Below are 16,073 nucleotides of genomic sequence, written 5' to 3'. Positions count from 1 at the left end.
CAGGAGTTGAACCATGAATAAAAATAAATTGATCGCCGCCTATTCCGATTTCATGAAGCATCTTCATGAAACCATGGAGAATACACTACATTCTTTTGCTGAAGCATTGGAAATTTCAAAAGAAAAAACCAGCAAAACTAGCGACTTGACTGCTGATGAACTGAACAAACTTTCAGGCTATATTAAACGTGATATTGAAGGTGCTGCCCATGGCCTATCAGACAAGGAAGATAAAGATTCACTCTCGGAGTGGTTTAAATTTGATATTGAATTAATTGAAAACTTCACGTTGGATGCTTTTTTAAGCGTTGCTGACAAAACCCGCCTGGAACTGGATAAATTAAAACAGTTAGCTGAAACACATACTTACCATAGCGGTGACATCACCGTACCCGGCACATTTATTTGTGATGACTGTGGTAAAGAAATAGCTTTTAAAACAACCAGTGAAATCCCTGAGTGTCCAGCCTGTCATGCGACCACTTTTATACGCATTTGATATTACGGGTTCAGGGTTTATAATACGGCTTTTATCTATTTAAATTACACGGGAAATAACATGCGTAGAGTTATCTTTAACCAGAAAGGCGGTGTTGGTAAATCAACGATTACCTGTAATTTAGCTGCCATTAGTGCCATGGAGGGTAAGCGCACCTTGGTCATTGATTTGGATATTCAAGGTAATTCTACACACTATCTGTTAGGCCACAAAGTTAGCGAAAGTGACAAGACAATTGCGCTTTTCTTTAAGGATTGCTTAAGTCTTTCGCTGTTCGGAAACAATAATAATGCCGGACTTGATGCTGTCATCCATGAAACGCCTTTTCCCAACCTGTTTGTTGTCCCTTCACATCCTGACCTTGAACCCTTGCAAGGTCGTTTGGAATCTCGGTTTAAGATTTTTAAATTAAAAGAAGCCCTGGAAAAACTGGAAGGCTTTGACGCAATTTACATGGATACGCCACCTGTTCTTAATTTTTATAGCCAATCTGCCTTAATCGCTGCCGAAAAATGCTTAATCCCTTTTGATTGCGACACTTTTGCCAGAGAAGCCCTTTATACCTTGATGCTAGCAGTAACAGAAGTCAAAGCGGATCATAACCAAAGCCTAGAAATTGAGGGCATTATTGTTAATCAGTTCCAAAAACAGGCTAATTTACCCCGCCAGTTGGTTGACGAACTTATCGCAGAAGGACTTCCTGTTCTTACCTCAATGATCTCTCCGTCAATTAAAGTCAGAGAATCTCATACCGTATCACAACCTTTAATACATTATGTTCCCAATCATAAGCTAAGTGACGAATACCGGGCATTATATGCCGAAATTCATAATAATTAAGCCAGCTCTCTTTAATCAGTACAAAAAAAAGCCGCTAAACAGCGGCTTTTGAGTGATATATCAGGGGGAGATTAAACTAATTTGCTCATGATGATCTTGGAACATAAGTAATTTACTCTAGCAACTTGTCGTAACTAATCTTTAATGATTGGCTTATTACTTCCTTACAATCTGCAACATTTCAATAAAACACGTTGTTGGCATTGATAAAATTGTAACGACTTTTTATTAAAATAATTTTACCGTTTGATGAATTTTGTGTGACAACAGGATAAAAATAACATGAATAAAATTCTGTGGCTCTTATCCCATAAAGAAGGTTTTTACTTATTTTTCAAAGTTAAACTTAACCGTTGATATTACGCAGTAGTTCATCGTGATGATGACACTAAAACTTGCTACACCATTATCTACATAACATGCCTTTAAAAATCTTAACGAACAAGACTGTCATCACACCGTCAAATAAAAACGGTAATCTCACAAAAAATTAAGATAGTCCGCTGCAAACACCCCAAGAACACATAACCCCCTTTTATATCCCCTATGAATAACGTATTACCCACCAAGCCAAAACATTGGTTACTTCCTGTCCTGTCAGGTATCCTGATTGGCACCAGTTATATCCCTTTTCCGCCATGGGCTTCATTATTTTGTTTTGTGCCGGTTTGGCTTTTCTGGAATCAACAAACGCGACTTAAAGACGTAATCCTTGGCGGCTTAATCACTGCTTTTGTATTTACCTTGATTGGCTTTAACTGGGTTACCTACCTGCTCCATGAATTTGCTCATCTGGACTGGCCTGTTGCTGTATTTGGGATGTTATTCTACGCGTTAATAGCGCATTTATATGTGCCATTGGCAGGACTACTATGGTTTGCAGGACGGCAAAAATTTAAATGGTCTGATCGACTATCTTTGGGATTGATGGCGCTTATCACCGTATTATGCGAAGCCCATTCATTCACGTTGTTTGATTGGAACTTTGGTTACTCGTGGTATGGAGCCAATATACCTCTTTACCAATGGGCTGAGATTATTGGTTTTAGCGGACTCAGTGCTGCAACCTTACTTTGTAATTTGCCGCTTTATATTGCCTGGCAAAAGCGCCGACAAAACTCGGGAAAAATAATATTCGCGGCAGTTATTGCAGGATTTCTTTTGTTGAACATGGGCGGTCTATGGCTTAAAGCAAGATTGCCACAACCGGATGCTGCTTTTACAACATTACTCATTCAGGCAAGCACAGAGAATTCAGAAAAAATGGCCGCTGAATTAGGTAAAGGCTACAGCAAAGAAATTCTCAATCGTTATATGGCGCTAACGAATAATGCCCTTAACAGCCATAAAGATAAAAAAATAGATTTTGCCATGTGGCCGGAAACCGCTTTTCCCGGGCTATTAGGCGAGCAATTTACAAATAATGCCTTGCCAATAGCCCTGGCTGAGTTTCTTCATGAAAGACAACTGCCGCTTATTACCGGTGCGTACAGTGTTGATGAACAATCCCGATTAATTACCAACTCCCTCTTCGTATTAAACAAGAATGGTGAAATTGTGCCGCCTCATTACAGCAAGACTATTTTGCTGGCCTTTGGTGAATACATACCCGGTGAACAATTTTTCCCGGCAATCAGGGACTGGTTACCGCAAACCGGTCATTTTGCAAGAGGTGCAGGGCCTACCCGTCTGTTGAACTGGAATGGTTATAAGATGGGCGCACAAATATGTTATGAAAGTCTGTTCCCCGGATTTTCACGCTCGCTGGCTCAATTGGGCGCGCAGTTTATCGTCAATGTAACCAATGATTCTTGGTACGGTAGCTGGCAAGAACCCTATCAACACATGTACATGACATTGGCACGCGGCATAGAATTTCGAAGGCCCGTATTGCGCGTCACCAATACCGGTATATCGACTGTATCTCTGGCATCGGGGGAAATCATGGAAAGATCACCGATACATCAGCCATGGGCAGGCTTATACGAAGTCCCTTACCTTAATGCTCCACCAGTTACTTTTTATCAAAATTGGTTTTGGCTAATACCTTGCTTATTGTGGATATTTTTGATTTTATTGCTCGCCACAGGCTTAAAAAAACGTCAGTAATACACCTAATCAGACGTTAAGCCATTGATTTATTTTGTATACAGATACTGATAAAAAAACCTGAAATGTTATTTTCGCCACGTAAATCCGGATAAGAAAAATCCGGATTTATCTGTTAAAACAAGCTCTTTGCAAGTTTCCCACAAAACCTGTGGATAACTCTGTGTATAGATTGTGATATCACACTCTTAACTGCCGTTTTTATTACAGTTTTGTTAAATTGTACAAAAACACGACAACCTGATAGTTACTCTAATTTATCAATAAGTTACAAGTTTATTTATAGCCATTACGGAGCACCTAAGCGCTCAAATAAAAGCTATTGTAAGTCATTGATTTTTTTCTGTGCACAAACACTTATTTTCTTTCTTTGTATCCTTCGTGTCTTCGTGGCGAGAATCCTTTAAAATTTATCCGTGTTCGTCCCAAAGCTTATCCATGCGCTTTACGGAAACCGGATAAGCAGTTTTAAGTTGCTGGGCAAACAACGAAACCCTGAACTCTTCAATGGCCCAACGAAACGGGTCTTGCTCTGGTATAACCCAGTCTTTTTTAGCTTTTTTCTCGATATCCTTCCAAAAACGTACAGAATACCGAGTAACTTCCTGAGTTTTTTGGAGATTATGATCTCGCTTATCAAGGCGATATTGTATTGCTTTTAGATAGCGAGGAATGGCTTTAAGGCATTGATAAGGTGTATTACGAATAAACCCCGCATAAATGAGTAAGTTTAATTGCTCATTGATATCATTTGCCAGAGGATCATTAGCATGTAGGGTTCGTTCCATGCATTTTTTTATTACGCCATAAAGCTCCATAATCTCCAAAGCTGTTTTTCCGGCATCATTACCGATACCAATCAACTCGGGCTTGTATTGTTGCAAACTTTGCTCAAATGCTTGTTGGGTCCGGATGGATTTACCGTCAATAAATACACTGTATAAAATCAAATACAACATATCTTCTTTATACGAGGTGCTTGCTACGCCATTTTCACCCGCTAATAACGATAAAATTGGATGCTTGGGTAAACGATTATAGGTTAATTCTACTGCTGCCGACTGTGGCATATTTTTGATGATATAAGTGCATTCTTTACGTAATTGCAACTTAAGTAAGCGCATCAAACCCTTTTGATGTTGTAATGCCGCTTTCTGCTCTGTGTCAAAAATACGCACACCAACAGCATCACCTTCATCAATAATGGCCGGAAAACCAATAAAATTTTGTCCCTTCTGGATAAATTGCCAGGTCTCGGGAAGGTCATCAAACGCCCATTGAATACAGCCGGTATAATTTAGTTCATCAGCGGCTATTTGGTCAAAACTGTGCTCGGCTTTGGTCGTGTATTTAAGCTGTAATTTTTTTAAATCCCTACCGTAATCAAGCAGTTTGTCCTGATCGTCAACGACTCTAAAATTCATTTTCAAATGGTCGGTTAACCCGTCCAAATTCCAGGCATTTAATGGAATCGCTTCGCCCGTTAATTTTCGTAACCGGTTACCCAACCATTCCTGTAATGTACCTTTAAAATCGGGTTCAATTTCCAGACATTGCTTAACGGTTTGCGGCACAGGAACAAAATGTTTTCTAATTTGCTTGGGCAGGGATTTAATCAAGGCAATACATTTTTCTTCCAACAAACCCGGTACCAGCCACTCAAAAGGCGCTTGCGATAGTTGATTTAACTGATGTACAGGGATAATTACCGTTACGCCATCTTCATCATGTCCTGGTTCAAAACGATATTGTAACGGGAGAGTCAAATTACCTATTTTTTTGCTGTCTGGAAAATCCCATTCATTGACATAGTCTTCCTCTTCTTCACGCGTTAAATCTTCCTTGGTTAAAAACAAGATTTTGAGATTAGCGCGTTCGACTGTTTTTCGCCAGGTATCCAAAGTAACGCCACTAACAATTTCAGGCGGCAGTTTGTTATCGTAAAATTTATAAAGCCACTGTTCATCAACCACCAGATCAACACGACGGCCTTTATGCTGAATAATCCCAACTTCTTCCAGCAACTTTTGATTGGCGATGTAGAAAGGTGCATTACTGTGATAATCGTGATCAACCAACGCCGAACGGATAAAAATCTCTCTGGCAGCTTTTGGATCAACATGATCATAAGGAATCTTTCGCCCTGCCTGCAAAGTTAAGCCATATAACAAAGTTCTTGCCGACACCATACATCGCGCCGACTTTTTTGCCCAATGCGGGTCATAATAGTTATGCTTAACCAAATGCGCCGCACATTGCTCTATCCATTCAGGTTCAATTCTGGCGACATTACGGGCATAAACCTTACTGGTTTCAACCTGCTCTGCTGCCATAATCCACTTGGGTTTAAGTTTATGTAGCCCGGAACCTGGGAAAATAAAAAATTTTAAACCCCGTGCGCCCAAATATTCGTGAGATTCATGCCGAAAACCAATATTGGATAACAAACCCGGCAACAAGGCGCGATGAATTTTTTCATAACCGGCATCATCGGTGTTCGGGTGCATTTTTAAATCACCTTTAATCACCTGCATAATTTGGGCGTGAATATCAAACCACTCACGCATTCTGATGTAGGACAGAAAATTATCGCTACAATATTTACGTAGTTTACTATTAGACAGATGCTTCTTCTGTTCTTCAAAGGTATTCCAGATATTCAGTACCGTTAAAAAATCAGATTCAGGATGACGAAATGCCACATGTTTGGCATCCGCTTGCTGCATTTTATCGGCCGGTTTTTCGCGCGGATCCTGTACGCTTAACGCTGACACAATAATGGCCACTTCGGTTAAGCAATGCTCGTGCGCTGCTGCAATCAACATACGCGCCAATTTGGGATCAGTCGGGAATTTGGCTAACTGTTTGCCTATGTCGGTCAGCTTCCCAGCTTTATCCAAAGCATTAACTTCATGCAATACATTTTTACCATCCCGAATCATTTTATCTTCAGGGGGTTCCAAAAACGGGAAATCTTCAATTTCACCCAGATTTAATGCCGTCATCTGCAAAATAACCGCAGACAAATTGGTACGCATAATTTCCGGCTCGGTAAATTCCGGTCTGGCCAGATAGTCATCATGCGAATATAGCCGAATACAAATTCCTTCAGCAACACGACCACACCGCCCTGCCCTTTGATTGGCACTGGACTGCGAAATACGTTCAATCGGTAAACGCTGGATTTTACTGCGATGGCTATAGCGACTGATACGTGCATGACCCGTATCGATTACACCACGGATACCTGGAACGGTTAACGAGGTTTCGGCGACATTGGTTGCCAACACAATACGTATTTTTCCACCTTTGGGCTTGAACACCCGCTCCTGTTCGCTGACACTGAGTTTTGAATATAGTGGCAAAATTTCATATTGCGTAGGATGGTGTTTTTTTAAAGAATCAGTCGTTTCCCTGATTTCCCGTTCACCACTGAGAAAAATGAGTATATCGCCGCGTAAATCCCGATACAGTTCATCAACTGCATCCAGTATTGCGTTTTGCAGATCGTCGCTAGTTTCATCAAGGGCTGTACGCGCCAATCTGCTCCCGGCAGATTGGTCATCGTCTTCCTCGTTCCCAATCTCCTGTTTGGGAATAATAGGACGATAGCGCATATCAACCGGATAAGTCCGCCCTGACACTTCAATAATAGGCGCATTATTAAAATGGGTAGAGAAACGTTGCGGATCGATGGTTGCCGAGGTAATGATTACCTTTAAATCCGGACGTTTTGGCAACAGCCATTTTAAATAACCCAATAAAAAGTCGATATTTAAACTACGTTCATGGGCCTCATCAATAATGATAGTGTCGTATTGACTTAAGTAAGGATCATTTTGCGATTCCGCCAGCAAAATACCATCAGTCATTAATTTAACCAATGACTCTGCATGCGTTTTATCATTAAAACGAATTTTATAACCCACTGACTTTCCTATCGATTCACCGAGTTCTTCGGCAATACGATCAGCAACCGTCCGTGCAGCAATTCGCCTGGGCTGTGTGTGGCCAATAAAACCCGCTGCACCCAGACCTATAGATAAACAAATTTTGGGTAACTGGGTGGTTTTACCGGAACCGGTTTCGCCGCAAACAATCACTACCTGATTTTCCTTGATCAGTTTGGCGATGTCATCTTTTTTACCTGTGACAGGTAAATCCGGGAAATTCAGGGGTGGAATACTGGCAAGTCGCTTGGCTCTTAATGCGACAGATTTCTCAAAACGGCCGGCTAACGTGTTCAGTTGCTCTAGCGGATCTTTGCCTTTCTGAGTTTCACTCCGTAACCTGTCTAACTGGCGCTTTAAAACATGCCTGTCTTGATTAAGACAGTGCGGTAATTGCTGGGTGAGTTGTTTAACTAGGTCGGAAGAAGGCATCAAAAAAGGTCAGATAAAATAAAACCATTATACGTCAGCTGTGCCAGATAAGTTTAATGCCGTAAATAAAGACGGCTTGGTAAACGCCCTGCCCAGAAGGCTGTCAGCATTAATATACAAATGATAGTAGCCACATATAATGCCCTTACATTGACATTAATAAACACCATCGCAAAAGAAATACATGGTACGACTAACCAAAGCGGAAGTCTTTTCTTTGCTCAATCAAAAAAAACTTTGTTATCCAAAAGAAAATATCATAAAAAACAACACATTAAAGATTTTTTAAAATACTGGTTATTTCAAGAACGACAAAATATTAAGACTAAAAACTAAATAGTTAATTAAAAAGTCGAAACCAAGGCAAATATCATCGATAATGCTCGGCTATTTAACTAAGGCATAGGATTAAACCCTGTTTTGAAGCTGGAAAAAATCAAACTGTCGGGTTTTAAATCCTTTGTTGATCCAACAGTCATTCCTATTAACGGTAATTTGACTGCGATTGTTGGTCCCAATGGCTGTGGAAAATCCAATATTATTGATGCTGTGCGCTGGGTAATGGGAGAAAGTTCTGCCAAACATCTGCGTGGCGGCAGCATGTCTGACGTTATTTTTAATGGCTCATCAGGGCGTAAACCGGTCAGTACCGCTTCGGTCGAGCTGGTTTTTGATAATTCAGATGGCAAGATGGGCGGCGAATATGCGCAATACAATTCCATTGCCATCAAGAGACAGGTTAGCCGTGACGGCCAATCCTTGTTTTTACTCAATGGTTCACGTTGCAGGCGCAAAGATATTACCGATCTGTTTTTGGGAACGGGTTTAGGATCGAGAAGTTATGCCATTATTGAACAGGGCACTATCTCCCGGATGGTTGAAGCAAAACCTGAAGAGCTAAGAGTGCATATCGAAGAAGCTGCGGGTATTTCCAAATATAAAGAACGGCGTAGCGAAACCGAAAACCGAATGAAGCATACCCGCGAAAATCTGGAACGACTTGATGATTTGCGCGAAGAAGTTGACAAGCAACTTAAGCATTTACAAAAACAGGCAGAAAAAGCCGAAAAGTACACCGAACTAAAAAAACAGGAACGCCAGTTTAAGTTAGAGTTATTGGCCATGCGCTGGAATGCTTATCAGCAAGCAGCGAAGCAGTTGGAAATAAAACTCCAAGGCGTGGCTATCGAACACAATCGCCTGTTTGTGATTTTACGGGATATTAACAATGCTATCGAGACAAAACGAGCTGAACATAAAATTCGGCAGCAACAGCTAAATACGACTCAGGGTGACTATTACACCCTTGTTGCTGAGGTCAGCGGTCTTCAACAAGCTATCAAGCATCATAAATCCAGCCATGAAGAAACCTTGCTTGAAATCAATCGTACCAAGCTCCAGGCAGATCAATCATTGAGCCAGCTTGGATCTGATTTACAGACCCTGGATGAGATAAAACAATCTTTACTGGAAGCTGAAGAAAGCTGGATTATTGCCCAGGAAAGGCAAGAAGATATTGTCGAGCAACAACACAATACCAAGGGACAAAGGAGCTTATGGCAAACGCAGTGGGAAGCGTATCGGACGATGAGTTCGGAATATAAGGAACAGGCCGAAGTACAAAAGGTAAAAACCCAGCAATTGGCAAACCAGAATCGTCAATTACAAATCCGCATGGATAAATTGCACAGCGAACGCGACGAACTGTCATCGAGTCAATTGCAGGTTGATATTGAAACACTGGACGCGGATATTGAGATTATCAGTTTTCAACGTGATGATCATCAAGCCCAACTGGAAAAATTGCATCAGCAAATTCGTGAGCAGCGCCATCAGGTAAAAGAGCTACATGATACTCTGCATACACGCCGCTCTGAAAGTCATGGTATTAAAGGTAAAATAACGTCACTGGAGTTATTACAGCAACATGCCATGGGTAAAGACAATAAAAAATTAGGTACTTGGCTGGAAGCCATGAATCTAAACAAAAACCAACGACTGGCTGAATGCCTTGAAGTAGAGTCAGGCTGGGATACCGCCGTTGAAACTGTTCTTGGAAACTATCTGGAAGCCATTTGTGTGGAAAGTGCCGATGCTGTTATTCCTGGCTTAAACCGTCTGACTAATGAATCGCTCACTCTATTTGAAACCAAAACCAACAATGCTGCGCAATACCTCGTCAAGGAGGGGTCGCTTACCTTGCTGGACAAAGTTAACGCACCTTGGGATTTAAGCACTTTATTAACTGGTGTTTATTGCGCAGATAATCATGATGCTGCCAGAGCGTTGTCCGTCAACACAAACTGTTATGAGTCAGTTATTACCCCTGACGGTACCTGGTTTGGACAAAATTGGCTAAAAATAAGCCACGCTAAAGATAGTAATGTGGGAGTTTTACAGCGTGAGAAAGAATTACGCCTGCTAAAACTTCGGCAAGAAGTATTAATCGTTGAAATGACGACCTTTGAAGATCAATTGGCAGATACCGAAATCGCGTTAAAAGAAGCCGAAGTATTGCGCGAAGCTATTCAACAGCAAGACAATAGACTGGGTTCTGAACTGGCCATTAAGAGTGCGGAATTTAGTGCGTACTCTACGCGCTGGGAACATCAACAACGCCGCCTTGAACAGATAGCTAATGACCTTGAAGAAATCCTTCGCGAAACGCGTGACAATGCCGAGATTATTGCTGAATCAGGGTTATTGCAGGAAGAAGCGGAAACTGTTTTAGCGCAGCAGGAACAAAACAAACACGAACTTGAAGTATCAAACCAGCTTTTGCAAGCACAGCATGATAATATCGAGCGCGCCGTTAATGAAGCAAGACAACAGGTTTACAGCATAAAAGCACAGATTGACTCGTTACGTTCTTCTGAAGCGTCAACCAGTAAACAAATTGACCGTTTGCAAAACCAACATCAACATTCAATTGACTGGCTTGCCAATCTGGAGAAAAAACTGCAACAAACGCTGACGCCACTGGATGAGGAAAAAAAACAATTGGCGCAGCAAATTATAGCTAAAGATAAACTGGAAGCTGATTTGAAAAATCAGCGCTTATTGCAGGAGGCCGTCGAAGCGGATATAACGCAACTGGCTGAACAACATACTCACGAACAAAGAGCATTGGACAAACAAAAGGAAGCACTGGATACTATTCGCTTTGAATTACAGGAAATTAAAGTTCGCCAGCAAACTGTCAATGAACAACTTAAAGAAATTGATGCGAATGCTGAGGATATTTTAAAGACCCTGCCTGATCAAGCCCAAGAACCTCACTGGAAAAAACAAGTTGATGAGTTATCAATTCAGATTGAACGCTTGGGGACTATTAACCTGACTGCTATAGAAGAATACAAGTCTCAATCTGCACGGATGAACTTTCTTGATGAGCAACATGCCGACCTGATTGAGGCATTACAAATACTGGATCAGGCAATTAGTAAAATTGATAAAGAAAGTAGGCTGCGTTTTAAAGAAACATTCGATAAAATAAACACCGGATTGCAGGAGAAATTTCCCAAACTATTTGGTGGCGGCCAAGCCTATCTGGAATTGACCGAGCAAGACTTACTGGAAGCGGGGGTAAATATTATTGCTCAACCGCCCGGCAAACGAAATAGCTCCATTCATTTGCTGTCAGGTGGAGAAAAAGCATTAACAGCGGTAGCACTGGTATTTTCAATTTTTGAGCTCAATCCAGCGCCTTTTTGCCTGTTGGATGAAGTTGATGCACCACTCGATGATGCAAATGTGGGACGGTTTTCAAAAATGGTAGAAGAGATGTCGGCATCTGTTCAATTTTTGTATATTTCTCATAATAAGGCAACTATGGAAATTGCAAAACAGTTGGCAGGTGTTACGATGAAAGAACCGGGCGTGTCCCGGATGGTCGCAGTTGATATTGAAGAAGCAGTGAGTCTGGCGGAAATCTAATGGATAAAGAACTACTAAGAATTGTAATTATAGCAACGGGCCTAATGATTATTATGGGCATGTTGACATGGACTTATTTAAAAAATAAAAAATTCCGGGAAGACCTGGATTTTCATGATGACCACGATACCAAAGGGCAACGTTATAAACCGTTACCTGTCGATGATGAAAGAACGGATAACCAACCAGCAGAGACTATTGATCATCATTATTTTGAACAGGACTACTCTGTTTATGAACCTGAAGAGAATACTATTGAACTTGAAGATGATGATATTGAGCCGCCACCTCAAGTTGCCGTTCCTGCCATTATCCAGTTCAGTCTTATCGCCAACGCTGACCAAGGCTTTAATGGTATTGATTTAGTCAATGCTTTTGGAATTGTCGGACTTGAATATGGCAACCTGAAAATATATGAACGACTGGATGCTAATCGGCTGGTAGATTTTGGTGTTGCCTGTATGGTTGAGCCGGGTACTTTTCCAAATAACGATCTGGACACATTTTATTGTCCGGGACTGGTATTTTTTATGCAGCCAGGCGCATTGGATGATGCGCAAGCGGTTTTTGATGACTATCTGGATACGATTCAATTATTAGCCATAGAATTGGACGGCACTATCAGAGACAATAACAGACAGCCGCTAACTGATGCCACTGTCCAAACAATTCGGCAGAGCCTGTAAATTTTATCCTTAAGGTGATATCCAAGAATAAATAGTCCCAAATGACGCAAGAATTTTGTTTATTTTCAAGGCATAAAAATAGGCGCGTAGCTGGTTACGTAACTATTTTAACAACGCAGAAAATGATTAAAAAGACCAGTAAACTGGGACTATTTTTCGTAGAAAATCACCTAAGGGTTCAGGTAAAAAATCTGAACCCTTAAAAAACTCACCTAACCCCTACTTCTGCATAGCCCCTTGAACCCAGCCTACAACCATCTTGTTGCCAACATAAATCAATGGGGTCAAGAGTATTATGTTCTTGATAATCCATCTGTTTCTGATGCGGAATACGACCAGGCATTTAGAAAATTGCTGGAGATGGAATCTGAAAATCCTGAATTAATCACTCCGGAATCCCCGTCTCAGCGTGTTGGTGCAAAACCAATCGATGAATTTCGCAAGATAGAACATACCGTAAAAATGCTTTCTTTAGCGAATACTTTTAGTGTGGAAGAAACCTACGAATTCTTTGAAAAAGCGGCAAAAGAACTGAATATAAGCCCCTCGGAACTTGATATTTTTAGTGAACCCAAGCTCGATGGCTTGGCGATATCCATCCATTATGATGACGGCTTATTAAGTTATGCCGCGACGCGCGGTGATGGTCAGATCGGTGAAGATGTGACACACACGGTAAAAACCATCAAATCGGTACCGCTGAAACTGGCAACTAATAATCCGCCCAAAAAACTGGCGGTACGCGGCGAAGTCTTTATGCCCAAAGCTGCTTTTGAGAAACTTAACCGACTGGCTGCTCAAAATAACACTAAAGTTTTTGTCAATCCAAGAAATGCCGCTGCCGGAACCATCAGGCAAATGAATCCTAAAATTGCCGCCGAACGTGATTTGCAATTTATTCCTTACGGCTTGGGCGACTATGAAGGCGAGCGTCAATTTACTCGTCATTCTGAAATTCTTGAATATTTACTCACTTTTGGATTTAGAAAAAACCCGCATTGTTACGCTTTTTCGGGTAGTTTTGAGATGTTTGAAAAAAACTATCAGGTCATGGACCAAGCCAGAGAAAAGCTGCCAATGCAAATTGACGGCATCGTTTACAAAATCGATTCCCTGGAGTTGCAAACGTCATTAGGCTTTATTGCCCGCTCCCCTAAATGGGCGGTTGCCAGAAAATTTCCCGCAGAAAATGCTGTTACCCAACTATTGTCGGTAGATTTTCAGGTAGGACGTACCGGTGTTTTAACACCCGTAGCGCGCCTGGAACCGGTTTTTGTAGGCGGCGTAACAGTCAGCAATGCAACCTTGCACAACATGGATGAAATTGAACGACTGGGACTGTGTATTGGTGACAGTATCGAAATTCAAAGAGCTGGCGACGTAATTCCCAAAGTGGTTAAAGTGGTTGCAGCAGGCACTGACAGAACGCCCATAGTTATGCCTGATTGTTGTCCGGTTTGCCGAGCTGCCGTCGAAAGAACCGAAGGACAAGCGGCTTTTCGTTGCACCGGCGGCTTAACGTGCGCAGCTCAAGGTGCGGAGCGCATCCGCCATTACGCCTCGCGCAAGTTTATGAATATCGTTAACCTGGGCACCAAGCTGATCGAGCTACTTCATGGTAAAGGCACACTTAAAACCATTGCCGATATTTATAGCCTCAAACTTGGTGACATTGCCGATCTGGAAGGACAAGGCGAAAAAAGTGCTCAAAATGTGCTTGATTCTATTGATGCTTCAAAAAAAACAAAACTGGGTACTTTCCTGGGTGCGTTAGGCATCCATGAAGTCGGTGAAGAAGGCGCAAAAAGCATCGCAAAGTATTTTAAAAATCTGGAGGCTATTACCAATGCCTCTTTTGAAGAACTGATGCAGGTACCTGATATTGGCCCGGTAATGGCGACTAATGTCGTCAATTTTTTTAAAGATGCAACAAATCGGAATATTATCGCAAAAATAATTGCAGCGGGAGTTAACTGGGAAGATGGGGACTATGAACCCACCGGCCAACAACTGCTTGACGGACAAACCTGGGTTTTAACCGGCACCCTGCAACACATGCCACGTAATGAAGCAAAAGCACTGCTGGAAAGTTTCGGTGCAAAGGTAGCAGGTTCCGTTTCTAAAAAAACCAGTTGCGTAGTTGCCGGGGAAGATGCCGGATCAAAACTAGATAAAGCCAGATCATTAGGCGTCAAGGTGATTGATGAAGCCACATTTTTGGCAGAATTTAACCTGGCACAGTAGACTTTAAATTTACAAACAGAATCGCTACCAATTTAAAGCGGGACAATGTTAGAGATACCATCCTTTCAAGGAATGTTATCTGTCCCGGCTTAAGTTGGTAGCCAACGAAATCAGCATATTTATAACCGATTATCCTCGATTTAACTGCATCAAATTGAGCCGACTTGCTATATCACTATTTTGGCAACGCAGGAAATAACCTTATTTTACAAAACAGCTTTTTTCAGCAGAGGCTTCGGCTTCTTTAAGCCGTGTCCGTAAATCTTTGGACTGGGCAGGATCACGAAAAGCAGCTCCGGCATCACCTGTCTGTCCCTTACTTAAATAGCTAAAGGTTTTTGCCGATTCAAAGTCAGAAAAAGTCATTTTTTCAGCAATTTTATCAATCTTACATCCACAAGCGTATTGCCTGACATAGGTGAGGCCACCATGCTGTGCGACACAGTTTAAAACATATTCAACACGATCTCTTGTGGGATAATCGTTGGCCAAAGGCGTTGGTGTAGATACTTGTTCAATAGCTTTTTCAGGCGTTGTTGCACATCCGCTAATGGCTGCACCCAAGCACAGCGCTAAAACAGAGACTATATATTTATTTTTCATTGTTAACATTTATTCCCATAAATCAGAAGGTAAAAAAGTATGCCCGATTAATCGAGCAATAAGTACAGCAAGATCATTGAATATCGCCTAGGTCCTTGTTGACTCATTTTTAATTATAACCGCTTGCAGCTTAACAAATCATTTTGGTCGCTCGCAATCATAAACAAAGCTTAGCATTATGAACAATCAAACAAAAGTAGCCGGTATTATTCTTGCTGGCGGATTAGCCAGACGCATGAATAATCAGGATAAAGGCCTGGTAAATTATAAAGGTCACCCAATGATAAGCTATGCCATAGCCGCTCTCACCGCCGTTGCGGATGAGTCAATTATCAATGCCAATCGAAACAGGGAGCAGTATCAGGCATTTGGGTTACCGATTGTACCGGATCAAACCGACCGCTTTGATGGACCTTTGGCGGGGGTATTAACGGCAATGATTTATACGGATGCAGAGATATTGGTTGTTGTCCCCTGTGATTCGCCATTAATTAAAGCCGAGCATTTGCAAAAACTGTTGGCTACACGTGCAGAAAATGAAGCTGACGTGGCTGTTGCTTTTGATGGAGAACGCTTACATCCGGTTTTTTTAGCTATAAAAACATCACTAAAATCCGGCTTGCAAGACTATCTGGCCAGTGGTGAACGTAAAATCAGTCACTGGCTGGAACAACAAAAAATGGTGAAGGCAGATTTCAGTAACGAGCCTGAAATATTCATTAATATCAATACTTTGGCAGAGTTATCTGAACTTGAAGCCAAAATATAAAGTAA

General features: G+C 41.5%; 9 protein-coding genes. 7 read left to right on the top strand and 2 right to left on the bottom strand.

Annotated elements, in window-relative coordinates; translation table 11 throughout:
* Positions 1-13: 13 nt before the first annotated feature.
* The 3 genes from KKZ03_RS10635 to lnt all read left to right on the top strand — a co-directional run bounded on the left by KKZ03_RS10635 (position 14) and on the right by lnt (position 3,448).
* Positions 14-499 (top strand): zinc ribbon-containing protein, encoded by a 486-nt coding sequence (locus KKZ03_RS10635; RefSeq protein WP_243221513.1) that lies wholly within the window; start codon positions 14-16, stop codon positions 497-499.
* A 60-nt stretch (positions 500-559) separates the two neighbouring features.
* Positions 560-1,339 (top strand): ParA family protein, encoded by a 780-nt coding sequence (locus tag KKZ03_RS10630; protein WP_243221511.1) that lies wholly within the window; start codon positions 560-562, stop codon positions 1,337-1,339.
* A 546-nt stretch (positions 1,340-1,885) separates the two neighbouring features.
* Positions 1,886-3,448, top strand: a complete 1,563-nt coding sequence (lnt, locus tag KKZ03_RS10625; RefSeq protein WP_243221509.1) for an apolipoprotein N-acyltransferase — start codon at positions 1,886-1,888, stop codon at positions 3,446-3,448.
* Between the two features lie 410 nt (positions 3,449-3,858).
* Here lnt and hrpA read toward each other — a convergent pair whose 3' ends face one another.
* Positions 3,859-7,830: an ATP-dependent RNA helicase HrpA gene (gene hrpA, locus KKZ03_RS10620; protein WP_243221507.1), complete on the bottom strand. Its 3,972-nt coding sequence runs from the start codon at positions 7,828-7,830 to the stop codon at positions 3,859-3,861.
* A gap of 420 nt (positions 7,831-8,250) precedes the next feature.
* On the opposite strand from hrpA, the gene smc reads away from it, so the two are divergent.
* The 3 genes from smc (at position 8,251) to ligA (ending at position 14,696) form a co-directional block, all read left to right on the top strand.
* Positions 8,251-11,766 (top strand): chromosome segregation protein SMC, encoded by a 3,516-nt coding sequence (gene smc, locus KKZ03_RS10615; protein ID WP_243221506.1) that lies wholly within the window; start codon positions 8,251-8,253, stop codon positions 11,764-11,766.
* Positions 11,766-12,452 (top strand): cell division protein ZipA C-terminal FtsZ-binding domain-containing protein, encoded by a 687-nt coding sequence (locus KKZ03_RS10610; protein ID WP_243221504.1) that lies wholly within the window; start codon positions 11,766-11,768, stop codon positions 12,450-12,452. Before smc ends, KKZ03_RS10610 begins: the two co-directional genes overlap by 1 nt.
* Positions 12,453-12,689: 237 nt before the next feature.
* On the top strand, positions 12,690-14,696 hold the full coding sequence (gene ligA, locus KKZ03_RS10605; protein ID WP_243221502.1) for an NAD-dependent DNA ligase LigA: 2,007 nt from the start codon (positions 12,690-12,692) through the stop codon (positions 14,694-14,696).
* 201 nt (positions 14,697-14,897) lie between these two features.
* Here the strand turns inward: ligA and KKZ03_RS10600 are convergent, their stop codons facing one another.
* Complete coding sequence (locus KKZ03_RS10600) at positions 14,898-15,299, bottom strand: hypothetical protein (protein WP_243221501.1); 402 nt, start codon at positions 15,297-15,299, stop codon at positions 14,898-14,900.
* 178 nt (positions 15,300-15,477) lie between these two features.
* Between KKZ03_RS10600 and mobA the strand changes: the two genes are divergently transcribed.
* Positions 15,478-16,068, top strand: coding sequence for a molybdenum cofactor guanylyltransferase MobA (gene mobA / locus KKZ03_RS10595; RefSeq protein ID WP_243221499.1), 591 nt, complete (start codon positions 15,478-15,480; stop codon positions 16,066-16,068).
* The last annotated feature ends 5 nt before the right edge of the window (positions 16,069-16,073 follow it).

This window comes from Methylobacter sp. S3L5C (genome assembly GCF_022788635.1).
Classification (GTDB): Bacteria; Pseudomonadota; Gammaproteobacteria; order Methylococcales; family Methylomonadaceae; genus Methylobacter_C.
Note: the sequence above shows the minus strand (reverse complement) of the source record. Positions and strands in the feature narration are given on the sequence as shown.